Source organism: Elusimicrobiota bacterium, assembly GCA_016706425.1.
GTDB lineage: Bacteria > Elusimicrobiota > Elusimicrobia > FEN-1173 > FEN-1173 > JADJJR01.
In genome coordinates this window covers 1,295,998-1,321,029 of the sequence record JADJJR010000001.1, presented here as the reverse complement: position 1 = coordinate 1,321,029, position 25,032 = coordinate 1,295,998, and the positions used below count along the sequence as shown (strand labels likewise).

General features: G+C 62.6%; 20 protein-coding genes. 3 read left to right on the top strand and 17 right to left on the bottom strand.

The genetic code is table 11. The features are described 5' to 3' along the window. Nucleotides 1–56 precede the first annotated feature (56 nt). From IPI56_05250 to IPI56_05175, 16 genes are all read right to left on the bottom strand, one after another. On the bottom strand, nucleotides 57–1,526 hold the full coding sequence (locus tag IPI56_05250; protein ID MBK7545141.1) for a potassium/proton antiporter: 1,470 nt from the start codon (nucleotides 1,524–1,526) through the stop codon (nucleotides 57–59). Beyond that, the gene (locus IPI56_05245; GenBank protein ID MBK7545140.1) at nucleotides 1,516–2,364 is read right to left on the bottom strand and encodes a HesA/MoeB/ThiF family protein; all 849 of its coding nucleotides are present in this window, start codon (nucleotides 2,362–2,364) and stop codon (nucleotides 1,516–1,518) included. Before IPI56_05245 ends, IPI56_05250 begins: the two co-directional genes overlap by 11 nt. Beyond that, entirely contained in the window at nucleotides 2,259–3,980 is a 1,722-nt protein-coding gene (locus IPI56_05240) for a nitrite/sulfite reductase (protein MBK7545139.1), read from the bottom strand. Before IPI56_05240 ends, IPI56_05245 begins: the two co-directional genes overlap by 106 nt. Nucleotides 3,981–3,990: 10 nt before the next feature. Then, nucleotides 3,991–4,485, bottom strand: coding sequence for a M67 family metallopeptidase (locus IPI56_05235; GenBank protein MBK7545138.1), 495 nt, complete (start codon nucleotides 4,483–4,485; stop codon nucleotides 3,991–3,993). Beyond that, nucleotides 4,482–5,441: a cysteine synthase family protein gene (locus IPI56_05230; protein ID MBK7545137.1), complete on the bottom strand. Its 960-nt coding sequence runs from the start codon at nucleotides 5,439–5,441 to the stop codon at nucleotides 4,482–4,484. Before IPI56_05230 ends, IPI56_05235 begins: the two co-directional genes overlap by 4 nt. Then, entirely contained in the window at nucleotides 5,438–6,451 is a 1,014-nt protein-coding gene (locus tag IPI56_05225; GenBank protein ID MBK7545136.1) for a LacI family DNA-binding transcriptional regulator, read from the bottom strand. Before IPI56_05225 ends, IPI56_05230 begins: the two co-directional genes overlap by 4 nt. Before the next feature lie 6 nt (nucleotides 6,452–6,457). Continuing rightward, nucleotides 6,458–7,609, bottom strand: coding sequence for a molybdopterin-synthase adenylyltransferase MoeB (gene moeB, locus IPI56_05220; protein ID MBK7545135.1), 1,152 nt, complete (start codon nucleotides 7,607–7,609; stop codon nucleotides 6,458–6,460). After that, nucleotides 7,606–8,268: an HAD-IA family hydrolase gene (locus IPI56_05215; GenBank protein ID MBK7545134.1), complete on the bottom strand. Its 663-nt coding sequence runs from the start codon at nucleotides 8,266–8,268 to the stop codon at nucleotides 7,606–7,608. Before IPI56_05215 ends, moeB begins: the two co-directional genes overlap by 4 nt. After that, the gene (gene folE / locus IPI56_05210) at nucleotides 8,265–8,852 is read right to left on the bottom strand and encodes a GTP cyclohydrolase I FolE (protein MBK7545133.1); all 588 of its coding nucleotides are present in this window, start codon (nucleotides 8,850–8,852) and stop codon (nucleotides 8,265–8,267) included. The genes IPI56_05215 and folE overlap by 4 nt, the downstream gene beginning before the upstream one ends. Nucleotides 8,853–8,933: 81 nt before the next feature. Continuing rightward, nucleotides 8,934–9,386, bottom strand: coding sequence for a thioredoxin-dependent thiol peroxidase (gene bcp, locus IPI56_05205; protein ID MBK7545132.1), 453 nt, complete (start codon nucleotides 9,384–9,386; stop codon nucleotides 8,934–8,936). Beyond that, nucleotides 9,331–9,795 carry an EVE domain-containing protein gene (locus tag IPI56_05200; GenBank protein ID MBK7545131.1) on the bottom strand — a complete coding sequence of 155 codons (465 nt, stop codon included), beginning with the start codon at nucleotides 9,793–9,795 and terminating at the stop codon, nucleotides 9,331–9,333. The genes bcp and IPI56_05200 overlap by 56 nt, the downstream gene beginning before the upstream one ends. Continuing rightward, on the bottom strand, nucleotides 9,792–10,253 hold the full coding sequence (locus IPI56_05195) for a molybdenum cofactor biosynthesis protein MoaE (GenBank protein MBK7545130.1): 462 nt from the start codon (nucleotides 10,251–10,253) through the stop codon (nucleotides 9,792–9,794). The genes IPI56_05200 and IPI56_05195 overlap by 4 nt, the downstream gene beginning before the upstream one ends. Next, a complete protein-coding gene (locus IPI56_05190) occupies nucleotides 10,253–10,480 on the bottom strand; it encodes a MoaD/ThiS family protein (protein MBK7545129.1) in 228 nt (75 codons plus the stop codon). The genes IPI56_05195 and IPI56_05190 overlap by 1 nt, the downstream gene beginning before the upstream one ends. Further along, on the bottom strand, nucleotides 10,477–11,409 hold the full coding sequence (gene nadA / locus IPI56_05185) for a quinolinate synthase NadA (GenBank protein MBK7545128.1): 933 nt from the start codon (nucleotides 11,407–11,409) through the stop codon (nucleotides 10,477–10,479). The genes IPI56_05190 and nadA overlap by 4 nt, the downstream gene beginning before the upstream one ends. A gap of 17 nt (nucleotides 11,410–11,426) precedes the next feature. Next, a complete protein-coding gene (locus IPI56_05180; GenBank protein MBK7545127.1) occupies nucleotides 11,427–11,798 on the bottom strand; it encodes a hypothetical protein in 372 nt (123 codons plus the stop codon). A gap of 13 nt (nucleotides 11,799–11,811) precedes the next feature. Beyond that, entirely contained in the window at nucleotides 11,812–12,195 is a 384-nt protein-coding gene (locus tag IPI56_05175; GenBank protein ID MBK7545126.1) for a hypothetical protein, read from the bottom strand. Nucleotides 12,196–12,291: 96 nt separating this feature from the next. On the opposite strand from IPI56_05175, the gene IPI56_05170 reads away from it, so the two are divergent. Both IPI56_05170 and IPI56_05165 read left to right on the top strand, forming a co-directional pair. Further along, on the top strand, nucleotides 12,292–13,746 hold the full coding sequence (locus IPI56_05170; GenBank protein MBK7545125.1) for a HAMP domain-containing protein: 1,455 nt from the start codon (nucleotides 12,292–12,294) through the stop codon (nucleotides 13,744–13,746). A 64-nt stretch (nucleotides 13,747–13,810) separates the two neighbouring features. Continuing rightward, entirely contained in the window at nucleotides 13,811–14,491 is a 681-nt protein-coding gene (locus IPI56_05165) for a response regulator transcription factor (GenBank protein ID MBK7545124.1), read from the top strand. 3 nt (nucleotides 14,492–14,494) lie between these two features. On the opposite strand, the gene IPI56_05160 is transcribed toward IPI56_05165, so the two are convergent. After that, nucleotides 14,495–14,869 (bottom strand): response regulator, encoded by a 375-nt coding sequence (locus tag IPI56_05160; GenBank protein ID MBK7545123.1) that lies wholly within the window; start codon nucleotides 14,867–14,869, stop codon nucleotides 14,495–14,497. Between the two features lie 422 nt (nucleotides 14,870–15,291). On the opposite strand from IPI56_05160, the gene IPI56_05155 reads away from it, so the two are divergent. After that, the gene (locus IPI56_05155; protein ID MBK7545122.1) at nucleotides 15,292–24,936 is read left to right on the top strand and encodes an AAA family ATPase; all 9,645 of its coding nucleotides are present in this window, start codon (nucleotides 15,292–15,294) and stop codon (nucleotides 24,934–24,936) included. The last annotated feature ends 96 nt before the right edge of the window (nucleotides 24,937–25,032 follow it).

Below are 25,032 nucleotides of genomic sequence, written 5' to 3'. Positions count from 1 at the left end.
TTTTCATTGCCTTCCCCCCCCCTATAAAACTATCCCCGCCACCCCCTATTTTCAATTCATCCTACAGGGGACCGGATTTCCGTTAAAATTCCCCGCACCCGTCCCAAACTCGCGTCGCTCACCAACACCCAGAGAACGTCACCGGCCTCCAACACGGTGCCCCCGTCCGGAACAAGGAACTGGTCTCCCCTTCCGATTAAAGCGATCAGGCTGTCCTTGGGCATGTTGAGCGCCACCAAGGTCTTTCCGACATGGGACGATTGGTAGGGCAAGATGAAATCCTCCAAATGCGTGCCCCCCGCCAAGGGAACGTCCAATTGAAGAGGGATCCGCCGGGGGTCTCCCGCTGGGGCTTCAAGGCCCAAGCGCCTTGCCATCCAAGGGATTGTCATGCCCTGCACGAGGCCCGAGGTCAACACGACGAAAAACACGATGTTGAAAATCATCTCCGACTTGGGCAACCCCGCCACCAGTGGAAACGTCGCCAAGACGATCGGCACGGCCCCGCGCAGACCCACCCAGGAAACCAAAGTCTTTTCCCGGAGCGAAAAGCGCCGTCCCCAGAGGCAGAGAAAAATTGCCGCGGGCCGGGCCAGAAGGATGAGGAACGCGGCCACGGCCAGTCCCGCCCCGACCACCGCCACCAATTGGCTCGGAAAGACGAGCAGGCCCAGCGTGAGGAACATTCCGATTTGCATGAGCCAAGCCAACCCGTCGTGAAATTGGACCAGACTGCGTTTATGAATGAAATTGGTGTTGCCCAGGAAAATGCCGGCGATATACACCCCCAGAAAACCGTTGCCCCCGGCAAGGGCGGTGACCGCGTAGGCGAGCAAAACCATCGCCAGAGTCAGGACGGGGTAGAGTCCCTCGTAACCCAGAGCCACCCGGTTCAACAACGCTTTTATGGCCCAACCGAACCCGGCGCCCAGTCCAAAACCCAGTCCCATTTGGAGGACGAAAGCCGGAAGAAGGGCCAAGGCCGATCGGGACGTGGCCAGGATCAACCCCAGTGTCCCTACCGTTAAAAACACCGCCATGGGATCGTTGCTTCCCGATTCCAGTTCCAACAGAGGACGCAGGGTCCCTTTAAGACGAACGCTTTTGGATTTGAGGATGGCGAAAACAGCCGCGGCGTCGGTGGACGCCACGATGGACCCGAGCAACAGCCCCTCCAACGCCGTAAAATCGAGGGCCACGGAGGCGAACACGCCCACGAACAGGGCGGTGATCAAAACACCGAGCGTGGCCAGGGCGAGCCCCGATCGCCACACCGGCCGCACCACCGCCCATTGGGTTTCAAGGCCTCCGGCGAAAAGAATGTACACCAAGGCCACGGTGCCCGCCGCCTGGGCCAGACGGGGGTTGTCGAAGTAGATGCCCCCCACCCCTTCCGAACCGGCCAGCATGCCCACCGCTAAAAAAATCAACATCGTTGGAACGCCGAAGCGTTCCGAGGCTTTGCTGATGAGCACACTGGCGGCCAGGAGGACCGCGACGATCAAGAGGACCGCTTCAATGGACATCGCGGCCTCCGCAGGAGGAACAGTTCCCTCGGCGGTTCGCGGCGCGCTCCCGAAACCGCGCCGCGCGCCCGTCGTATTGAAGCAAGCGCCCGGTCAAGGGCACGCCCACCCCCAAAAGGACTTTCACTGCCTCCGCCGCCATCAGCGCCCCGACGACACCGGCGATCGGGCCCAACACCCCTCCGTCCGCGCAGGATTGGGCCACGGCCGGGTCCGGGGGTTCGGGAAACAAACAGCGGTAGCAGGCCGATCGGCCCGGCACGACCGTCATGGCTTGACCCTCCCATCGCAGCACCGCCCCCCAAACCAGCGGCACGCGGTGTCGAACCGCGGCGTCGTTCACGAGGTATCGCGTATCAAAGTTGTCTGAACCGTCCAGAATCAAATCCTGTATTTTAAAAACGGCATCGACGTTCCGGGAAGTCAATCGTTTGTTGAGCGGTTTGACCCGCACGCCGGGGTTGAGATGGGTCAACCGCCGCCGGGCCGAGAGGACCTTGGGGGTTCCCAGGTCGGGGGTTCCATGCAGGATTTGACGATGGAGGTTGGTGAGGTCCACCGGATCGTTGTCAATCAACGTCAATTGGCCGACGCCGGCCCCCGCGAGATAGAGGGCGGCGGGAGAACCGAGCCCCCCCGCGCCCACAATCAGCACCCGGGCTTTGGAGAGTTTCAACTGACCCCCTCCCCCCACCTCGGGCAGGAGGATTTGGCGGGCGTACCGGGCGAGATCTACGCGGCGCACTCGCCGACACCGATCTCGGCGACAAAATCCTTGGTATCGCCCCAGTCGAAGTAGAGGGTTGGGTCTTGGTCGTAGGGCGGCAAGGTGGTGAATTCCTGAACAAGTTCCTTCACGCGGGCTTTGCCCGCACGGTCCAACCACCCGGCGAACAGCTCCGCGCCCTGGCGCTCGGCCTTATAAGTCGCCACAAGTTTCTTAACGGCACCCGGCACGAGCCGGGCGGGAATGGCCCCCACCACCTGGCCGAACTTGGCTTCCCCCTCTTTGGTCGACCCCCCCATGAGCATCATGTAATGGGGCACGGACCGCTCGTTGACTTTCCGGTAGGTGCCGTAAAAACCCAAAGTCCCGATGTGGTGCTGGCCGCAGGAGTTTGTGCAGCCCGAGATCTTCACATGGAGGCCTTCCAAATCGGCTTCCCCGGCAAGTCCGTTTTGAAACAACGCCGCCAGGGCTTTGGCCAATTCCCGCGATTTGGTGACGGCGATCTGGCAGGTGTCGGCGCCGGGGCAGCGGGTGATGTCGGAAAAACGACCCGCGCCCGCTTCCGACAAACCGATCTTGACCAATTCGGCGTGCAGGGCCGGCAGGTGCTCATTGCGCACCCAGCGCAACAGGAAATTCTGCTCGATCGTCGTTCGCAGTCGGCCGCCGTTGAACCGACGGGACAGGTCGGCCAATTGCCGCATTTGGACGGCCGTGATGTCGCCCAGGGGCAACACCACCGTGGCCCAGCTGTAGCCGGCCTGTTTTTGTGCCGCGACGTTGGTCGCCTTCCAGCGGTCGAACCCCGGCGCCGCCGCGACCCCCGCAATCGACGGAACGGGCGGGGCGCTCTCTTCCGTCACAGGGTAAGTCCAATCGATGGAGCCGGCCCGCGTGGCGAGAACCGCCTTGCGCTCCGTTAGGAAGCGCTTGCGGAACTCCTCGGCGCCCCATTTTTTGACGAGGAACTTGATGCGCGCGTGCAGTTTGTCTTGGCGCTCGCCGAAACGATCAAACAGCCGGATCACCGCCTCAATGGTTGGTAACAAAACGTCGGCCGGGGTGAAGTCCTCGAGCCGGATGGCCACCTGGGGCGTGGCCCCCAGGCCGCCCCCCACGTAGGTGCGGAAACCCCGCACGCCGCCGCGGATGTCGGCGACGAAAGCCATGTCGTGGATGGGCGTCAAGGCCGTGTCCCGGGGGGAGGATTCGAAAGCCATCTTGAATTTTCGGGGCATGTTGGCGCTGAGCGGATTGCGCAGGAAAAACAGGAACGCCGCGTCCGCGTAGGGGGCCACGTCGAAGACCTCGCCCGGTTCGACGCCGGAATAGGGGTTCGCGGTGATGTTCCGGACCGTGTTCCCGCAGCCCTCCCGGGGGGTGAGCCCCGATTCGGCCACGCGGCGCATGACTTTCGGCGTGTCTTCCAAGGGGATCATGTGAATCTGCAAATTTTGCCGGGTGGTGAAGTGGCCCGCCTTGGACGGCGCGAAGGTTTCGGTCACGTCCGCCATGCTCTCCAGCTGATCCGGCGTCAATTGCCCAAAGGGCACCTTGATGCGGATCATCTGTTTGTCCGTTTGGTTACGGATGCCGTAGATCCCGTTGTTGAGACGGAATTTGCGGAAATCCTCCGGGTCCATTTTACCGGCCTTCAACTCGCGGATCGCTTCTTCCATTTGGCGGATCTCGGCTTCGACAAAAACGGGCAGTGTCTTCGGCATCGGGTTCTCCTTATTTTTCCTCGATCGGCTCTTCCGCGAAAGGCGCCGACTCCTCGGCGCGGAACCACGACCGCGCCTCCACAAAACGGCCCTGGTCCACCTTGACGATCACGTTCGACCAGCCGGCCAAAAAGGGTTGCGCGGCGTCGGTGGCACTCGGACGGGCCGGGTGGTCCGGGTGGGTGTGCAAGACGCCGACCACGTCCAAACCGTCGCGCGCCGCGTCGAGCGCGGCGCGGTTGAACTCGGCGGGGTCCATCACGAATTCGAATTGGCCCTGGGATTCCGCGCGTGCGCCCAGCGTTTGGGCGGCGGTTTCCAAAACGCCCGCCGCGGCCCTTTCTCTGGAACGCAGCACGTTGCCCAACGGCACGAACCGGACGGCCCGACGACCGCCGCGCCCGTCGTCGGTTCCCACGAGCACGCCGCACCCCTCAAAAGGATAACAACCTTCGGCCCAGGGGCGGAGGGCGGCCGCCACGGCGGGTGTCCAGGACAAGCTCACAGTTCGCGGTCCTTCATGAAATCCTCGAAGTTGTCCAGCAATTCGTCCCAATAGCGTGTCTTCATGTAGCGTTCGCCCGAATCCGCCAGGACGGTGACCACCACGCCCTCTTGAAGGCCCGAAGCCACCTCAAAGGCCCCTTGCATGGCCGCGCCGCAAGAATAGCCGACGAGAATTCCCTCTTCGCGGGCCATGCGGCAGCACATTTCGTAGGCGTCCTCGGTGAACACCGAGACCTTCCGGTCGTGGGCCGCCGGGTCGTAGATGCCCGGCACGATCGAGGTTTCCATGTGTTTCAGCCCCTCCAAACCGTGAAGGGGAGTGGCGGGCTCCACCGCGACAATTTGAATCCGGGGGTTCAATTCCTTCAGCCGGCGGCCGGTGCCCATCAAAGTGCCGCTGGTCCCGATTCCCGCCACGAAGTGGGTGATGCTCCCTTCGGTTTGCCTCCAGATTTCCTCGGCGGTCGTTTTGTAATGGGCCTTCCAATTGTTGGGGTTGTTGTATTGGTCGGGCAGGTAGAATCGCCCTGGGTCGGCGTCGTAGAGGCGTTTGGCTTCGGTTTGGGCCCCGTCCGTGCCTTCCAACGGGTCGGTGTAGATCACCTTGGCCCCGAAGGCTTCGGCGATGCGGCTTTTCTCGGAGGCGTTTTGCGGCATGACGAGCTCCACGCGAATGCCCAAAGCCGCGCCGATCATCGCGTAGGCGATGCCGGTGTTGCCCGAGGTGGCGTCCAAAAGGACTTTGTCCTTCGTGAGTTCCCCCGATTTCAAAGCCTCCAGCACCATGTTTCTGGCGGCGCGATCCTTGACGGACCCGCCGGGGTTCGTGAATTCCGCCTTGGCGTAAATCCGCACGCCCGCTGGCACCCACCGGGACAACCGCTCCAACCGGAGGAGCGGGGTGTTCCCGATCCGGTCCAGAAGCCCCACGCCCAAGGGCGCCGTCGTGGTCACGGGTTTCGGACCGAGCTGGCGCGCACGCGCAGTTCCGGCGCGAACAGTTTATGGACCGGCTTGGGAAGGCTCTTCACGGCCATCAAGTCCATCAATCGGTTCGCGGCCGCCGCCGCGATCGCCTGAACGGGCTGATGGACGGAGGAAATGGGCGTTTCCAAAACAGGCAGACCGACCGTGGGGATGTCGTCGAACCCGATCAAAGCGATATCTTTCGGAATCCGCACCCCGGCCCGCCGGAACCCGGTCGCCAAACCCAGGGCCATCAAATCGTTGGCGGCAAAGACCGCATCGGGCCGCGCCTTTAAAAGCGTCGGCGTCAACGTCTCCGCCTTGTTCATGTCAAACAAGCCGCGAAACACCAGCGACGGGTCGAAAGGAATGCGAGCCGATTGGAGCGCGCGTCGGTAACCCCGAAACCGCTCGCTGGAACTGAACCAACCGGGGTCTCCGTGCACGAAAGCGATGCGCCGCCGTCCCGTTTCGATCAAGTGCCGGGTGGCCATATGCCCCCCCGTTTCGTTGTCGCAATCAAAGGAATCCAAATCGTCGGCCACCGTGTTCAAGAGAGCGACCGGGCAGCCTTCGCGCCGCAGCGCGCGGAGAATTTGAAATTCCGGTTCCCCCACGAAAGCAAACAGAAGCCCCCCCACCGTGCGGCTCCGGAACAGGGCGCGCAGGTCGTCCTCGACCAACGGGGTGAAGGAAAAAAACATGAGTCGGTGGCGGCGCGCTTCCGCCGTGAGGAACACGCCCTTGATGAGGCGCAGCACGTAATCGTCGATCGACTGGGAAATGGACGTGGGCAGGACCAGCCCCAAGACGTTGGTGCGCCCGGCCGCGAGGTGGGCGGCCGCCATGTTCGGCACGTATTTAACCCGGGCCAAATACTTCTCGATGCGCGCGCGCTCCTTGGCCGCGACGTTCGGCGACTGGGCCAGCACGCGAGACACCGTTCGCCGCGACACCCGCAGCGCGCGGGCGAGTTCTTCAAGGTTTTTGGGCGACACGTTCGCTCAGTACTTTGGCACCGCGGAATCGATCTCGTCGGACCAGGCGAGGATGCCGCCCTTGACGTTGGTCAGCTTTTTGAAGCCCATTTGTTTCAAGGCGGCGATGGCTTTGAGGCTGCGCACGCCGGACTTGCAATGGACGACGATGTCGTCGGCCGTGTCCAACTCGTGCGCGCGGTTTTGCAGTTCGCTGAGCGGCAAAAGGCGCGCGCCCGGAATGCGCGCGATTTCAAATTCGTTCGGCTCGCGCACATCCACCAGCGTGAATTTGTCCTTCCGGTCCAAGCGGGCTTTCAGTTCCTTGACGGTGATGTCCGACATGGTCGCCTCCGGCGATTTTTCGTTTGCCCGGCCCACCCCACAGAACTGATCGTAATCGATCAATTCCTTGATCGTCGGGGCGTCCCCGCAGACGGGGCAGCGGGGGTTACGCCGTATTTTCAATTCGTCAAAAGTCATCTCCAGCGCATTAAACAACAGCAAGCGCCCGACAAGGGACCGGCCGCGGCCGAGGATCAACTTGATGGCCTCGGTGGCCTGGATAAGCCCCACCAACCCGGGAAGAATGCCCAACACCCCGCCTTCGGCGCAGGACGGCACCTCTCCCGGAGGCGGCGGTTCGGGGTAGAGGCAGCGGTAGCAGGGGCTCTCGGGATTGCCCGGCTGGAACACCGTCGCCTGGCCGTCGAAGCGAAAAATCGACGCGTAGACGTTGGGTTTTTTCAGGAACACGCAGGCGTCGTTCGTGAGGTAACGGGTTTGAAAATTGTCCGTGCCGTCGATGATCACATCGTAGTTTTTCATGATATCGAGGGCGGTCTCGCGGGTGAGGGGCACGGTGTAAGGCTTCACCACGACGTTGGGGTTGAGGTCGTGGATCGTTTCCCGCGCGCTTTCGACCTTCAATTTCCCCACGTCGCCCGTGCCGTGAATGACCTGGCGGTGGAGGTTGGTGTGGTCGACGGTGTCGAAATCCACGATCCCCAAGGTGCCCACGCCCGCCGCGGCCAGATACAAAGCGTTGGGACTCCCCAACCCCCCCGCCCCGATCAACAGCACCTTCGCCGCCACAAGTTTTTCCTGCCCTTCCACGCCCACTTCCGGCATGATGAGGTGGCGCGAATACCGCAAAACCTGCTCTTGGTTCAATTTCACCGAACGACCTCCATCAATTGATCAAAACGGTCCAGCAAAAAATCCGGGAACGCGGCGGCCAGTTCGTCCTTGGGGCGGAACCCGTAGGTCACGGCCGCCACCCGCACGCCCGCGGCGCGCGCCGCGTCGATGTCGATGCGGCTGTCCCCCACCATCAGGGCCTCCGCGGGAGACGTCTCCATTCTTCGCAGGGCCTCCCACAGGGGTTCCGGGCGGGGCTTTTTGTGGGGCAAACTGTCGCCCGCAAACACCACCGGAAACCGCGCCGTCAAACCCACGGCCGCAAGTGTCTTTTCGGTGTGGGCGGCGGGCTTGTTGGTGATCACCGCCAACTTCCGGTCCGCCAACCCGTCAAGGGTTTCGCGCACACCGGGGTAAAGCCGCGTCGTGTCGACGCAATGAGCCAAATAGTGCGGCAGGAAAAGCCCCAGCGCCCGCTCCATCGTGGCCGCGTCCAGGGCCCCCGCCGATCGCGTCAAAAGTTGCCGCACACCGTCGCCCACGTAACGCTGGACGGTCTCCACGGGCAAGGACGCGAACCCCAGCGCCGTCAACGTGTGGTTCACCGACAGAGCGATGTCCGCCCGGCTGTCCACGAGAGTCCCGTCCAAATCAAACAGGACCGCCCGCACCGGGCGCTCCGGCCGGACGGCGGTCATCGTCGTCGAAATATGAGGGAGAGAAATTCGTCGCGCGTGCGCGCGTCGGACCGGAACGCGCCCACCATGGCGCTGGTCGCGGTCGGGCTGCTGAGACTCTCCGCCCCGCGCATCTCCATACACATGTGCCGGGCTTCCATCACCACACCCACCCCGAGGGGATTGACCTTCGCCATCAGCGTTTCGGCGATTTCGTTCGTCAGCCGCTCCTGTACTTGGAGACGCCGCGCGAACGCCTTCACCAATTTTGGGATTTTGGACAAACCCAGGATTTTCCCCTGGGGCAAATAGGCCACGTGGCAAACGCCGAAGAACGGCAAAAGATGATGTTCGCAAAGGGAGAAAAATTGGATGTCCCGGACCACGACCATCTCGCTGCAGGCCTCGTCGAAGAGCGCGCCGTTGATCAATTTATCGACATCCACCCTGTAACCCGCGGTGAGTTCCTGCCAGGCCTTGGCCACCCTTTCGGGGGTGCGCAACAGCCCGGGACGTTGAGGGTCCTCGCCGATTTGGACCAAAAGTTCTTCGGTCAAACCGGAAATGTTTTTTTCGCGCAGATTGGGATCGATGATCGGAGCCATTGGCATCATTGTGATGATACCTTACTATTTTCGAAGGGTATTGTCGAGGCATCGACCCACGGGGGCAATATACCTAAACCCCTATATTGCGGCCAAAACTTCCGCCGCGTGCTCGGCCGGTTTGACCTTGGGGAAAGCCGCTCGAACCGTCCCCTTCGGCCCGATCACGTAGGTGATGCGCAACGTGCCCATGAATTTTCGGCCGTAAAGGGACCGCTCGCCCCAGGCGCCGTAGGCCTTGATGAGGCCGAGGTCTTCGTCCGCCAGAAGCGAAAACGACAGCCCGTGCTTATCGGCGAATTTTTTGTGGGAGGCGACACCGTCCTTGCTCACTCCCAGCACCACGGCCCCCTTCTTTTTGATCGCGGCGAGGCCTTTTTCGAAAGCGCGGGCCTCGATGGTGCAACCGGGGGTCAGATCCTTGGGGTAAAAATACAAGACCACCGTTTTTCCCTTCAAGTCCGCCAAACGGATGGTCTTACCGTATTGGTCCTCGGCCGCGAAGGCCGGGGCTTTGTCGCCAATGTTTAACACGGGGCATCTCCTTTTGAATGAGCGCACGCAGGACCCGCTCCTGGGCTGCGGAGACAGGCGCCACCGACAACCGGGGGATCCGTAAAAAATCCATGAACTTCAAAACGGGTGCCGACCGCAACACCGCCAGGGGCACCGGCCGAGGCAACCACCGGGCGAAGGACACGTCCAGAGCGAGCCAATCCGCGTCCGCGGGGTCGGGGTACGCCGCGCGGGCCACTCGGGCTTCGCACACCAAGGCCTTCTCCGGCGTGGAATGGTACCCGTATATTCTTTCGCCAACCGCGACGGTTTTTAAATTTTTTCGTGCCAGCGGCCCCCGGATGCCGTCCCAACGCACGGCCTTCTCTTTCTCCACCCGGGACCAGGGAAAAACATCGGGTTCAGAAGAAAAAATCCAGGCGGTCACGAGGGCGGGTAGGACAACACGCTGTCCGAGATTAAGAGTGTTTCGCGGTGCGAAGCGGACCAACAGGCGGAACCGTCCGTGAACACGTCCTTTTTCCAAATCGGCACCCGGGCGCGCATTTGCTCCAAGGTGAAATGGCAGGCCTGGAACGCCTGGGGCGTCTCGGGGGCGCTCAAAACCAAAAAGAGGCTTGTTTCCCCCACGGGCACCCGCCCCAGCCGGTGATGGCACAGGGCGTGGGCTTCGGGCCAACGCGTCCGGACTTCGGCCAGCACGCGCTCCATTTCCTCTTCGGCCATGGCCGCGTAGGCTGAAAATTCCAGAGCGGCCACGTCCCCCCGGGGCGTGCGGTCGGGGCGAACCACGCCCTGAAACGAAATCACCGCGCCGGGTTCCGTCCGGCGGGCGCTCTCCTCCAGGGCCTCCACATCGATGGGCCCCGCGACCAGGAATCCCATCAAAGGGCCGTGTTCGGCGGCAGGAACGCGACTTCATCGCCGTCCGCAAGGGGCGCGTCCCAATGGGACCAGGCGCGATTGACCGCCACCCGCGCCCCCGCGGGTTTGACAAACGACAGATCCACGCGCGACGCGACGAGGGCGCCCGGGGTCGGCCGGTGGGGCACGGACATCTCGTCCGCGCCGGCGCGCTCCGCCAATTGCGCAAAAAACAGGAGGCGTATCACGACGCCGGAATCGCCACCATGCGCTCGATGGCGCGGCGGGCTTTCGCGGCCACGTCGGCCGGCACCGTGATGCGGTGTTTCATGTCCTGTAGCGACCACAACACTTTTTCCAGGGTGATTTTCTTCATGAATTCACACTGGGCCGCCCGGGCCACGGGCAGGAAAGTTTTCCCCGGGTTTTCCTTGCGCATGGTGTGCAGGATGCCCGTTTCGGTGGCGACGAGGAACGTTTTCGCGGCGGACTCCCGCGCGCGCCGAACCATCCCGCTCGTGGAGGCGACGAAATCCGCGTGTTTCAGGGCACCCATTAAGCAACCGCATTCCGGGTGGACCAACAGTTCCGCGCCGGGGTGCGCCCGCCGTTCCGCCTCCAGATCCGCGTCGCTAATGTTGAAGTGCACGTGGCAGGACCCGGGCCACAGGTGGATCGACCGGCCTGTTTTCTCGCGGACGAACTGGCCCAGGTACATATCGGGCAGAAACAAAATTTCTTTGTCGGCCGGAACCGCCTGCACGACCCGCACCGCGTTCGATGAGGTGCAACAATAGTCGGCTTCGGCCTTGACCGCGGCCGAGGTGTTCACGTAGGCCACGACCACCGCCCCGGGGTGGCGGGCCTTCCAGGCGCGCACGGCCTCCACGTCCGCGGAAGCGGCCAGGGAGCACCCGGCCTCTAAATCGGGCAACAGCACCGTTTTGGCGGGGGCGAGGATGGCCGCCGTTTCGGCCATGAAATGCACCCCGCAAAACACGATCACATCGGCCGGCGTGGTGGCCGCCCGTTGGGAGAGCGCCAGGGAATCGCCCACGAAATCCGCGACGTCCTGTATATCGCCCAATTGGTAATTGTGGGCGAGCAGGATCGCGTTTCTTTCGCGCGCGAGGCGCTTGATTTCAGCGACGATATCGGAGGGAGGGGCCGTGCTCATGGATGTATTTTACCGCTTTATAAATGCAAAAGGGGCCCGCCCTGAGACTGGGCCAAAAAGGCGTTCAGGCCGATCACGGCGTCCACGCGGGCCGCCACCGTCGCGGGGGCGAGGTCCGACAGATGCGCCCAGGCGGAGCAGGCGTAAACGCGCGCGCCGTGGGTCCGCAATTCGTCGAGGAGGGCCTGGGGGGATTGGTGGTTGAAGGACAACCGCGACGCTTTCAAACCCCGGGGCGCGGACCACCGGTTGTGAACGTGGGCCTGGAGAGCGGGTCCACGGAGAAAAAGCAAGGGGATTTGACCGCGGGCCCGGGCCGCGGCCAGGAAAGCGACGGCTTCGTAAAGCTTGTCCAACCCGGCCCCGAACAGGATGACCGAGAAAACCAAAGGGAGGCCGGGATCAGCGGCGGGCGGGACGGGCGGCCGGGGCGGGACGGGCGGCCGGGGCGGGACGGGCGGCCGGGGTGGGACGTTCCGCCGCGGGGACGGTGGCCACCGTTGTTCGAGGCGCCGCGGCGGTGGTTTGGGCGTTGTTGTCCTGAAGACGACGGCGGTACTCTTCCAGGGTTTTTCGGTTCGCTTCCCGAATTTTGGCGATGCGGCGGGCCGTGCGCCACTCGCGCAGGCTGGTGTTGACCAGGAATCCCCCCCCGATCAAAACGATCAACCCCGACAATAAAATCCCCGTCAAAAATCGCCGCCGGTCCGCGATGGAGAGCGAAACAATGACCCCCAAAATACCCAAAGCCAAAACGCCCAGACCAAACATGCTGTTGGTGATCATGACAGCCCTCCGCGGGAATTTGCGTTATCCACCTGGTATTTCTACGCCATCTTAGGCTTGACGTCAAGGGGGGGCCGTGTTAAACTCAAATTTCAAGTGAAACGGATCTCCCTGCGCACCAAACTGATCGCCCATTCGACGTTCCTCGTCCTGGGGGTCGTCGTCGGCGTGGGCGTCTCTTTGTACCTGGCCGAGCGCGTGTATTTGCTCAAACGCTTCGAACACACGCAATTGGAGAACGTCCAATCCCTCGTGCAAATCGCCCGCGAGGCCATTGTCACCCGCAACCAACAATTGCTGGAAAGCTATTTGTCCCTTTTACGCCGATCCCGCGCCCTCACCTACGCCATGGTGCACACGGGCGACGGGATTGTCATCGCCCACACCAACAACCGGCAAAACGGCGTCCGCCTATCGGACCCGATGACAGCCAAGGCCACCGAAGCCCAGGACAAATTGCTCCGCCAAGAGGGCAAAGTCGCCGATGACGTCGTCGTGGATCTGACGCTTCCGATTTTAAAAGACCAGCGTCGCCTCGCTTTAGCGCGGGTCGGTTATTCGAAAAACTTCATGTCGCAACTGGTCGACCAGGCCCTCGAAGCGGCGCGGGAACGCGTCATCCTCGCGGCCGCGATCGCCTTGGCGGTGGGGGTATTCTTCGCGATCCTCTTGTCCCTGTTCCTTTCGCGGCCCATCCGCCACCTGCGGGACGGCGCCCACCGGATCGGCGAGGGCAACCTCGACCACCGCATTCGCATCACCTCCCGGGACGAGCTCGGGGAACTGGCCGGCGAATTCAACACCATGGCCGCCAAACTGCAGGAGCTGGACCAGCTTAAACAGGATTTCGTGTCCAACGTGACCCACGAACTGCGGTCCCCCCTCACCTCCCTGCGCGGGTACGTCGAATTCCTTTTGCGCGGCAGCGCCGGTCCTCTTAACGAGGAACAAAACGAATACCTGATTGTTGTTAAAAACAACGCCCTCCGCCTGGCGCGGTTTATCGACAACTTGCTTGACGTGGCCAAAATCGAAGCGGGAAAATTGGAACTCCACAGGGAACCGGTGGACATTGCCGACTTGGCGAAGGAAATGCAAATTGTTTTCCGGCCCATGGGCCAAGAAAAAAAGGTCTCTTTTACAACCGAAATCCCGGCGGATCTCCCCCCGGTGTTGGCCGACCCGGACAAGCTTTCCGAAGTTTTCACCAACCTTTTGTCCAACGCGTTTAAGTTCACCGAGGAATCCGGCCGTATCGACCTGGCGGCGGCCCGCGAAAACGAATTCGTCCACCTCCGCTTCACCGACAACGGCACGGGAATTCCCTCCGAAGCCCTGGACAGCGTCTTCAACAAGTTTGAACAGGTGAAACCCACCCGGGGCCTGGCGCGGAAAACCAAAGGGACGGGGTTGGGTCTGTCCATCGTCAAAGGTTTTGTGGAGGCCCACGGGGGCCGCGTTTGGATGGAGAGCGCGGCGGGGCGAGGCACCACGGCCCACGTTCTCTGGCCGGTGGCCGAAACCTCCGCGTCGGAAGAAGTCGACGCATGACCCGCCTTTACAAGACGGTGCGCAATTTTTAGGATTTCAAAACCCTCTGGGGAGGAGTCGCGGGATGCTGAAAAAACGAATTATGGTGGTGGATGACGACCGGGACATCCGTCGTCTGGTGGAAAGCATTTTGAGCAAGGAGGGGTTCGTCACGCTCGGGGCGGAAAATGCCGGGGACGCTTTGCGCAAAATCCAGACCTCCAAGCCGGACATGGTCATCCTCGACCTGCAACTGCCCGACAAGGACGGTTTTGAGGTCTGCAAAACGCTCCGCGCGGACCCCGCGACCCGCTACATTCCGGTGGTTTTCCTCACCGTCCAGAATGTTGACTCCTACAAAATTGCCGGCCTTGAGATCGGCGCCGACGACTACATCACAAAACCCTTCAACCAGACGGAACTGTTGGCCCGGGTGAAAGCGGTCTTGCGCCGGGCGGAATGGAAGGAGCGCAAAGAAATGGCGATCAAGGACGGTCCGCTGTCCGTCGACTTGGAAAAGCACAGCGCTTCCATGGATTCCAAACCCCTGGACCTGTCCCCCAAAGAATACGATCTGTTGGTTTCCCTGCTGCGGAATCAGGGCAAGGTCATGACGCGCCAGGAACTTTCCGAAACGGTGTGGGGGCACGAGTACTTCGGAAACACCCGTACCGTGGATGTGCATGTGGGTCGACTGAGGAAAAAGCTGGGCAAACTGGGCGATAAAGTCCGAACGGTCGAGCGGATTGGTTACCGCTACGAATAGCGTTTAAACCGAAAACTCAAAAATCTTCCGAATTTTTTCCCGCAGGGCGTCGAATTGCACGGGTTTGGTGAAACGTCCTTTAACCAAGTCCGCCGCAAGAGCCAAGTCCTGGGCGACCACCGAAACGATCACCACCGCGACCTTGTCCGTGGCGGGATGGGAACGCAGTTGCCGCAGAACCTCCATGCCATCGAAGTGGGGCATTTCCAAATCGAGAGTCACCAAATGGGGGCGGAATTGCACCGCGGTGGAGAGGGCTTCGCGACTGTCAGTGACGAGCCGCACTTCATGGCCCATGTCCTGGCAAAAATCAGCCAACAACTCCGCCAGGGCCGCGTCGTCGTCGACAATCATAATTCGTTTCATCTCGGCGTTCATCGCATTTTAAGCATATCCCCCCCGAAAGAATTTCGCCTTAACGTTATGTAACAAATTTGTAACAAATGATTGTTACAACAGATTTACAACCTCTTTAGTTGCTCTTTATTGGGCATAGGTATCCTAAAGAACAACCAATGCCCAATCCACCTCGCTCCGTCTTTCCACGCCCCCGCCTCCAGACGAAAATAGCGTCCGTCTCCATCGCATTTTCATGCTTATTATCAACAGTTTTAAGTGATTTTGCCGCCGCGGCCGACAGGGAAAACCATTGGGATCGACGAAAAAATACCCCCACCCTTGAACTGGCCTCGCTGAAGATCGAGAGTTCCTCATCGCAGCGACCTTCTCCCCGACGGAGTCCGGTCCTTCCGGTAGCGCTCCCACCCGGCGTTGCCCACGAAGGCAAACGCCATTGGCCTTTGACAGACTCCCCCATCGGCTGGCGGGCCGGGAACACCCCGATCCCCTTTGTGCTTCACTTGAGGGAAACGCACGACAATGTTTTCGTTCAGAAAAACATCTCCCGCCTGGTCGTCGCCCTGGAGAAAAAAAACCCCGATCTGCTAATAGGCGCCGAGGGCGCCTGGGGGCGGGTTTCTTTTGCCCGCTTCGAACGCATCGCCGACCCCGACCGAAGGCGCGGTTTCGCGGACGCGTTGCTGGAAGAAGGCCTTCTGACGGGCGAAGAGCACGCCGTGGCCGCCGGACTTGCGCGTCGACCCCTCTGGGGTGTTGAGGACGAGCGACTCCACACGGCCCACATCTTCTCTCAAACCAAAACCCGCCGTTTCGGGCCCGCGATCCTTTCCGATTTAAAGCGCCAACGCGCCGCCCTCGAAGGGACGATGCGGAACGCGCTTTCGAAGAGATACCGGGACCACCGCGCCGCGAAGGCCGCTCGGTTGGCCGGGAAATTGGACCTCACCGCTCACATCGAAACCCTCTTGTCCGGTATTCCCGCGGAAGAACGGAGTCGTTTTCCCCTGTTAACCCCCTTGCTCACCGTCCAAGACGCAAGAAAAAAAACGGGCGATGACCCGGGAGACTCCCCCGGCGCCGAGGTCATCGCGGAATGGTCCGAGATCCTCGGGCGGGTTCAAAACGCCCTGACCGTTCTTTCCAACGCTTCGATTGATGATTTTTCCCGCGAGTTGAACCGCCTCGAACAAACCGTGGACGATCGGCTCTTGGCGAGGGAATCCACCGGGGCGCGCGCCTCTTTGGCCCGGGAGCGATGGCTGGACCGTTTGACCGGGCTGTGGTCCCTGACATTGACCCCCGACCAGTGGGCGGATTACAAGGTCCTTCGTGACAAGGCCCCCGACCCCCTCGGGCCCCGGGAACGGGCGAAGCGGCGCCACCCCGAAGCTTTTTACGAAATCGCCGAGCGGCGCGACGCCGCGATGACCCAAAACCTTCAACGCCTTTTGGAAAAAATGCCCGTCCCCGCGGCCGTGCTGGTGACCGGGGGCTTCCACGGCGGCGGGATCGAAACCCATCTTGAAAAAGCGGGGGTGACCTACGCGGCACTCTACGTGGAATCCCAGGACAAGCGCCCAAGTCTTCGGCCCGCCAGCGCCCTGATCGCCCCCACCTCGGAACAAGCCGCGCGCATGGCCGAAATTGCCGAACGTCTTTTGACGCGCTCCGAAGCCGCCCCTTTCCGTTCCGGCCCCCCCCGATGGGCCCTGGGCCTGGCCGGATGGGTCGGTCTGGTGTTGGCGGGGCCGGCCCTGGCCGTAGATTTGGCCGGGGTGTGGCCCGGGGCCGGTTGGGAGGGCCCCCTGCTCACCATGGCCGGTTGGGCCGGCGTGACGGTGGCACTGGATGACAACGAGCGGCTTTTGTCCTGGCGGTCGCGCCTTCAAGATTTGTTTCCGCGTCGAAAGCGGACCCCGCCGCCCCCCCCGGACGAAGAAGCGGCCCGGACGCTCGCGGCCCAATGGACGGGGGTTTCCCCCGGAGAGCGTGCAAAACGGATGCGGCGGGCCATTGTGGACTCCCCCCCTCTCGCCGCCGGGGCTTTGGCGCATTTGGGGGAATCCGACCGGCGCGCCCTCCTGACGGAATTGGATCCGAAATTCCGCGGGGATCTGCTGCACGGCTTGGAGGATTGGGCACGGGCGCACCTCCGTCGCAAATGGAAACATTGGAGCGAACTCAACGAACGCCTCCTCGCGACCATTCAAGCCCCCGCCCCGGGGTGGTGGCCCGAAAAAAAAGCCGCCTTGGAAAAGGAGATCAAAAGCCAAATTGATGCGATGGGGCCGATCCACCGGGACTTACTGGCCTTGCGGTGGGCCCACGCCTCGCCCATTCCCAAAGACCGCTCCCCCAAAGAGAATCCCATTATTGTGGCCGCCGGCGTGCTCGCACGGGCGATGGACACCCGTCAAAAATTGCTGGAAGGGATTTCGGCCGCCCCCTCCGCCGAGGCCGCCGCCGCGACGTTGGGGGCGCACGGTTCCGCCCTGGCGGCCGACGCGGCCGATTTCATAAAACAAACCCACGCCCTCGACGCCGATCGATTGTCGTCCCCCCTGGTTCCCCGGATTTACCGTGGCTGGTCCGATGTCGTCGCCCGGCTGGGGGCCGACAACCTCAAGCCCGATTTTTTAATCCGTTCGTTAGAAAACGGGGATGTTTTGGCCGCCGCGAACGCCGGCGAGGAGATTCAAGCCGCCATTGGGGCCGGATGGCTCGACATCGTTTCGCCCGAATCCCTTCCCCCCGAGGAAACGGCTCCCTTCAGCGCTCCCCTGGACGTCTGGGAGGCGCACGCGCTTCATCCCGTTCCTTCCAAATGGGGGTTGGCGGTCTGGCCCAACGATTTGACCAAAATGAATTTCTCCGTCCCTCTCGCCGCCCGACTCGCGGCGGCCGAAAGCCCCCGGCGGCTGTACCGACTCCGGACCGCGCGTCTCTTCGGCGACCACACGCGTCAAACCGAAGTCTCGAAGGCCCTCGCCCAATTGCTGCGGCACCTCGGCGAGCAAGGCCACGCCGTGCTGCTTATGGACATGGACATTTACCAAACCGAGAAGCAGGACGTCCTTCAGCGGGCCATGAACGAATGGAAAAAACTCCCCGCCCCGCCCCCGGTGATCGGGGTGTGCACCGAATTAACCCACAAAATGCGGTTGGAAACCAAAACGCGGGATCTTTTCGATCCGGTGGTGACGTCCAACGACACCGAGGCCATCGACCGGTGGACCTTGTCGGAACGGTTGGAATTGCTGTCCGAGCGACTGCGTTTTCAAATCCCTTGGACGGGCGATCCCACCCGGACGCTCCTGGAACGCGCCCGCGCGTTCACCGGCTTCGCCTGGGGCGATTTCACCGCCCGATGGGTCGACCGCGCCGTGACCCGCTCCTGGCGCCGTCTGTTACGGACCCGGGAATCCAAAGACCCCTTTGAATTGACCGATGCGGATTTGGAAGACATCCTTCGCGACCGCCCCCCCGAACACCTTCGGCCGTTGCGGGACCGCATCGCCAACGTTCTGCCCCGACTCACGGACGCCCAGCGGCGGGATCTGTTGCGGGAGTTCAATGACATGTCCAACCCGTCCCTTTCACGCCAAGAAGCGCAGAAAACCCGCCTTTGGATCGAGGAGTTCATTGAAATCCACTCCCTCCCGATGGCCACCCCGGTCCTGGGCGGGGGCGATGCCCGAGACATCGCGCCCGCCCTTTTCGAACGGGCCCAAAGGGTCTTCGCCCGAAGCCATTTTGGCATGGACGCCGTCGTCCACCAAGTGGAGGGGATTCTCACCAAAATCATTCAGAGCGAACGGCGGGCCATCGTGCCGGAGTCGGATTACCTCTGCCTCATCGGCCCCCCCGGCGTCGGCAAAACTTCCATCTTGCTGCTGATCGGCGAGGCCCTCGGCCGGCCCGTCAAAATCATATCCGGAACGAAAATACAGACGGAAGAGGACCTGAAAGGTTTTCTCCGCACCTACGTCAATTCCCATTCCGGCGAATTGGTGACGGCCCTCCGCTCGGGTCCGCCGGAAGAACGGGTGCGCAACCCCATCGTGGTGATCGACGAGGTGGACAAAATCCCCCCCGCCATTCAAGCCATCCTTTTGCAGGTCCTCGACCCGGCACAAAACAGCCGCTTTGAGGATTTCTATGCGGGGGAAACCGACTTAAGCGAAGTGGAATTCGTCCTCACCGGCAACGACAAGGGGCGCATCATAGGGCCGCTGATAAACCGCATGCAGATCGAGACTCTGAATGGCTACACCGAGGCCGAAAAAATTCAAATCGCCGCGCGGTTTATGCTGCCCAAGGTTTTGGCCGAGTTGGGTCTCCGGGACGCTCTCGTTTTTCCCCGGGCGGGAGACGCCCTCGCCCACCTCATCCGATTGCACGATCGCGAACAAGGCGTTCGGGAATTGGAACGGCTCCTGGAGCGGATTGTCCTTTTCGCGGCCAAGCGGTGGGCGCTCAATGGACGGCGCGCGCCCGTGACGGTGGACGCCGAGCTGATCGACGCGTGCCTCAAAACGCCGACGCGTCCCCGACTGCCTCTTTCGGCCCAGGACACGGTGGGGCTCGCCCATTTTCCCGCGGCCAACGGTTTCGCATTCGCCCTGGAAACCCGCCGGGACACCGCCGGGAGGGTCGACGATGGCAGTCGGCATCGCGAATGGACCGATGGGAAGTCCACGGATCCCTCGATCGCCGTTCCCTCTCCCCGCCTCCGCTGGTTTGAGCGGCTCTGGCGCCGCCTGCGTTACGGCGGCGGAGCGCCGCGTCTGCCGGCCGCCGGGGATCCCCAAACGGCGCCGGCGCTCAAGGAAATTCTGGATTTGGCCGGCCGACTGGTCGGACTCCGACTGCCCGAGGAATGGGTGATCGCGGCGCCCCGTTCCGGAACTCCCCCGGACCCCTCGGCCGGCCTGGCCGCCGCCGTCTCCCTGGTCTCGGCCGAGACGGATCGCCCCGTAAAACGGGAAACCGTGTTTCTGGGGGCTCTCGACAACCGCGGGGGTTTGCTGCCCGTGCCCGATCTCGAGCGCCGGTTGTTCGGAGCGATTGACGCGGGGGCCGTCGAAGTCGTCCTTCCCCGCGCACAAGAAACGGAAGTCCGCGCCTTGGCCGCCGGGGTCATCGGCCTGCGGGGTCCCCTTCTCCAACCCGGCTCTGACGGAATGGCCGAGCTTTCCATCCCCCTACCGGGACCGTCGATCTTTGCCAATGGCCAAGACCCGACTTGGTTGGAATTTCTTCAACAGGCGCGCCAACGCCCGGAACATCGACCGGGGGCCCATGGATTTCTTGCTTTCTCGGGGCCCGTGGCCGCGTTGCGGGCCCTGGCCCGGGAGTCCCTGGACGCCACCCCCGAGCCACAAACCCTCTACGTCCTGGTGGACCGGTGGGACCGGGCGGTCCCCTTTGCCTTTCGCGAACCCGGTGAGGCGCCCCGCGCCCGGAAAACCGCCCATTACGCCGACTCCATCCAGGTACAAATTCCACAAGAACCCCTCCCCCCGTCTTCGACCGAGCCCCAAGTCGGCGAAGGCGTCAAAGGCGAATTCACGGCGGACCGCGCGGTCCTGTTTATGAACGACAATTACCGGCGTCGCATGGTCACCGAACCCGCGACCCGCGTCGCGGACGATCTTTTCGAAGCCGTGGTGGAAAATTACGATCCGACCAAGGTGGCCAGCGCCGAAGCGGTTCTGCGCTCGGCCCTGGTCCACAACCCCGCCGTGGCGGCGCGGTTTTTCATTCGCATGATCGATGTTTGGATCACGGGGGATAAAATGCTCCCGGGCCAGCGGCGGGCCATTATGGACATTTTCGGGACGCTGCCGCCCGACACCGTTGGGTCCATGCTTCTGGCCAGCGCCCAATTCGGCTCGGACACCCTGCTCCTCCGCATCCGCGCCTCCGCCCTGGACCTCCAAAAGGCCCTTGTGGGCCCGGGGAACAAAACGGCCGCCCTCGCCACCCTGACGAATCTCCGCGCGGCGTTCCAAAAAGAGGGCGGCGACGGAGACCTTCCGCACCCCATCGACGACTTGGCTCGGCGGCTGAACGCCTGGGACCCCGCCCGGTCCCCCGCCGTTCCCGCGGACCTCGTTCAATGGGCGGATTCCGTGGCTCGGCGAGCGCTCTTGTTCGTCAACGACATCGAACAAGCGCACAGGGCCCCCCTGGTCGGCGACGAAGCCGCGGCCCGGGACGAACTCAAGACTCGTTTTCCGGATTACGCCAACCAACCCGTCCACGAACTCTTCGAATTAAACCATCGCGGCGTCGGCGATTTGGCGGAAACCCTGGGCGTTTACACCGCCGGCCGTCTGTTGGAAGACATGGCGGCCCTGGGATTCGTGACGGAACACCGCCCCCTCGCGCCGTTGAACAGTCCCGAGGACGATTTGCTCGATCCCGTCCTGCGCGGAGCGGGGCGGGCCGTGGCGGACCAAGCGGCGACCTCGGCCCTTCGCCACACGGTTCTCCTTTCCTGCCCCGATCCGCTGCGCGCGGCCTTGCCGGATTACCTCGCGCGCTACCTCTGGCGCGACGGATTGCCCCGCCGCGTTCTCCGCCTCAACACTTTGAATCTCCAAATGGCGAACACCGAGTTCGCTGACGACACCTCCTTCGCCTGGCGCCGCATGCAGCGGGTGATTCAAAACGCCGCCCGGCAAGGGAATTGCCTGCTGGTGATCGACCTTGATGAATTCCAAAAGAATGTCCCTCTCGCCCGGCACGCCATTGATCTGGGGCGCATCCTGGCCGTGGCCAACGACAGCGCCAAACCCCTTCCCCTCGTCTTCGTCGGATCCGAAGCCGCGCACCTCCGTTTCCAGGAATCCGTGACCGCCTACGGGGACCAGGTGATCGCGTTTTCCCTTGCGGACGTTCCCCCGGGGGCGGTGCTCCGCGCCCAGGTCGGGCAAGTGGAGCGCGCGCGGGAGCGCCCGATCCTGGCCGCCGGCGTCCTCTCCCGGATCGTTCAACAAATCCACGACCGGGCCCTGGGCCTGCGGGGGGCCCAACGTCTCATCGACCGCCTGAGCGCCCTTCCCGCGCCGGCGGATTTGGAAACCTTCCAGCGCGAACGGGATAAAATGGACGCCGAAGACCAACGCGGGTCCAAAGACCTGTCGATCGAACAACGGTTCGAACGCGAATCGTACCGGCTCCCCCCGTCCGTGCGCGCCCAGGCGGAAAAGTTTTTGGGGCTGTGGGTCGCCTCGAGCGGCGACGAAGCCGCGAAGTTGGAGCACCGCCTGCGCTTGATTCTGGATTTCCCTTATCCACGCGTGCCCAGCGCCGAACAAAAGGCCCGGGACACCCAAATTCTACTCGGGGATCTGCCCGACACGTTGCGCCGATTGCGGGAAACCCTCGACGCCGAATTCTTCGGAATGGACGAAGTCAAAGACCGCATCGAGGACTTTGTGACCCGCACTCTTTTGAGCCGGGCCGCCGGCTCCCCGCCGCGGGGCAAAGGCCTGCTTTTGGTCGGCCCTCCCGGCACCGCCAAAACCACCATCGTCCTCGCCATTTCGGAGGCGTTGGGCATTCCCATGACGGTGGTTCCCTGCGGCGCGGTCAAAGACGCGCAATATTTCGTGGGGTTCGACTCGGGGTTTTTGGGAAGCAAAATCGGCAAACTGTGCGAGGCGGCCATCCGCATGGGGGTGCCCAACGGCATTTACCTGCTCGACGAAATCGAGAAAATGCGCCCCAACGAGAGCGGACAACACCCCGGGGATGTGTTTTTGCAGATCCTCGATCCCAAACAGAACACCCGCGTTCGGGAAAAATTCCTCGGTGTGGACACCGACTACTCCCAAAACCTCTTCATCGCCACGGCGAACGGTCTCGAAGGGATCCCGGCGCCGCTCCTGGACCGCTTCGACGTGGTGGCGTTGACGGGTTACAACAAATCCGCCAAGGCCGCCATCGGTCAAAAACTGGTGCGGCGGCTGATCCAAAAATGGCGAATCGAAGAAGACGTTCGAACCCCCGATTTGCCCGGCGTCATCGCGGTGGCGGTCGAAAAAACCCACGCCCAGGAAAAAGGGGTGCGTCAATTGGGCAAGGCGCTCAACGCCGTTTTCAAAGCCGCTCTCACGGAAAAATTCAAGAGCGGCCTGAGCGCGCCCATCGAGGTCACGCCCGACTTCGCCCGGCGGGCGCTGCGGGCCGCGCCCCTGGAAACCACCGAGGAACGTCCGCCTTGGGCGGTCGGTCGCGTGCAAGGGCTGGCGGTCATGTCGGGCGAAGGCGAAGAGGGACGGGTTCTCGAAATCGAGGCGGACCTTCTGTCCGCGCCCCAAGCCGAATCTCCCCTGCGGGTGGTCGCGGCGGGCCGCGCCCAGGCCCTCATGGACTTCAGCCAACAATCCGCCCTTCCCGCGGCGTTGGGCTGGCTGGAACGGAACGGCGGCCCCACCGTCGATTCGTTTCGAGGGAAACTGATCGCCCTTCTCGTTTTGCCTTGGCACATCCCCAAAGACGGCGACTCGGCGGGGACGGCCTTCACCTTGGCGATATTGTCGGCGCTCACCGGCCGCCCCCTTCGGCAGGACTTTACCATCACCGGCGCCATCAGCCGCGGGGGCAAAATCCAGTCGGTCGGCGGCATTGCGGACAAGGTGACCAAAGCCCAACAAGTGGCCAAAACCATTTTCCTTCCCCGGGAAAACGAAAACGACCTCCTGTCCCATTTGTTGAAATCCCCCGACCAAATCCACTTCGTTGAGTCCCGCCGGGCGGAGGGCCACTGGGAGCGGGCGCTTTATGTCATGCCAAGAGCCTTCACGAACGCCGGACTTCCCGCCTCGGCGGTGGACCGTTTTGTGCGGGACGCGAAAGGCGCCGGGCTCGCGGCGGTTTACGATCCCGCCATGAAATCCAACGAATGGATTAAAATCGCCGGAACCCCCGAAAGCATCGAATCGTTTTTCCAAAGCCACCGCGGGGTGATGGAAACGCCTCCCCTGCACGTTCTGGCGGACCGGTTGGAGGACGTGGTGGAACGGGTGTTGGGCGACGCGTCCGACACGCGCCCCGATCCGCTGCCCTCCCCATCGTCGGGTGGGTCCGGCTCATCTTTTGGATCGGCCCTCGCCGCTAGCGCCCCGGGGCTCGCGTCCGGGGTTGATCCCGCCGTCCAAGCGGCCGTGAAGGGGCTGGTGGCGGTCGCAAGCGTTCTTTTCACGCCCTGGAATCACGCCCAATCCGCCGCGGGCTTGATGCAAAACCCCAGGACGGGCGCCGACCACAACCGACGCGTGCGGGAATCCTTGGCGTTGCTCAATCCTTTGGTGAATACCGCGCGACCCGCGTGGGCGGAAAGCATCAAAACCCTATTGGCCCGTTGGAAGCCGGACGAATCCAACACGCCGGAAACAATGGACTCCATAAGGGAGCAAGTGGAAACGGCCATATTCCCCCTTCCTCACCGAGAACAACAAGCCAAGGCCCTGGCGGCCCTGTCCCTGTTGGGGTCAAACCCCGAGGCGCGTCCACGGCCCGACTCCTCCGCCGTCCCCGTTCTCGCCTTGGATTGGAACAGCGTCCTCTCCGGCGAAGGGAAAGGGCTCCTGCGTATCGCGGAAGCCTTTTTGGCCGAATCCCCCCGGGCCCGGGTTGTCTTGGCCGGCTCCCCCCATCAGAAATCCGCCATGGAAAGAGCGTTATCCGCTGGCCCCCTGGCTTCCCGCACGAGCCGCGTTTTAATTTTAAACAACCTACCCACGTCCGGGTCGGTGAACACCGAAGAGGTCAAAGAATGGATTCGCGAGCGTCTGGGAGCCTCCGGAGTGCTGGGGGAAGGGGGTCTTCGTTTCCGTCTGGGGGCCACCCCCGACCAAGCGCAACGCTGGACGAACTTGCTCCACTCCTTATTGGTCTTTTCCCGCGAAGTGGTGGTGCCCGCCGCGGTGTGGAACCAAATGAAACCCCATTTGCAAGGCGATCCCGGCGTTGATAACCCCGATGGTTCCCACACCCTGCCCGCCCGGGAGTACAGTCTCGCCGATTTGCTGAAATCCATCGCCGAGGACATCGTCATTCAAACCCAAGCATAATCCGAACAATTCAGTTGCCCACGGGATTCGACGTAAAATCTGACCCAATTTACTTCACAAAAAAGATCGACCGTATTCCCGGCTACGCTCTCACAT

Excerpts from the sequence above, each read along its gene's own strand:
- IPI56_05240 (MBK7545139.1), bottom strand. The coding sequence starts at position 3,980 with ATGCCGAAGACACTGCCCGTTTTTGTCGAAGCCGAGATCCGCCAAATG.
- IPI56_05195 (MBK7545130.1), bottom strand. The coding sequence starts at position 10,253 with ATGGGATTCCTGGTCGCGGGGCCCATCGATGTGGAGGCCCTGGAGGAG.
- nadA (MBK7545128.1), bottom strand. The coding sequence starts at position 11,409 with ATGAGCACGGCCCCTCCCTCCGATATCGTCGCTGAAATCAAGCGCCTC.
- IPI56_05250 (MBK7545141.1), bottom strand. The coding sequence starts at position 1,526 with ATGTCCATTGAAGCGGTCCTCTTGATCGTCGCGGTCCTCCTGGCCGCC.
- folE (MBK7545133.1), bottom strand. The coding sequence starts at position 8,852 with ATGGCTCCGATCATCGATCCCAATCTGCGCGAAAAAAACATTTCCGGT.
- IPI56_05160 (MBK7545123.1), bottom strand. The coding sequence starts at position 14,869 with ATGAACGCCGAGATGAAACGAATTATGATTGTCGACGACGACGCGGCC.
- IPI56_05165 (MBK7545124.1), top strand. The coding sequence starts at position 13,811 with ATGCTGAAAAAACGAATTATGGTGGTGGATGACGACCGGGACATCCGT.
- IPI56_05215 (MBK7545134.1), bottom strand. The coding sequence starts at position 8,268 with ATGACCGCCGTCCGGCCGGAGCGCCCGGTGCGGGCGGTCCTGTTTGAT.
- IPI56_05175 (MBK7545126.1), bottom strand. The coding sequence starts at position 12,195 with ATGATCACCAACAGCATGTTTGGTCTGGGCGTTTTGGCTTTGGGTATT.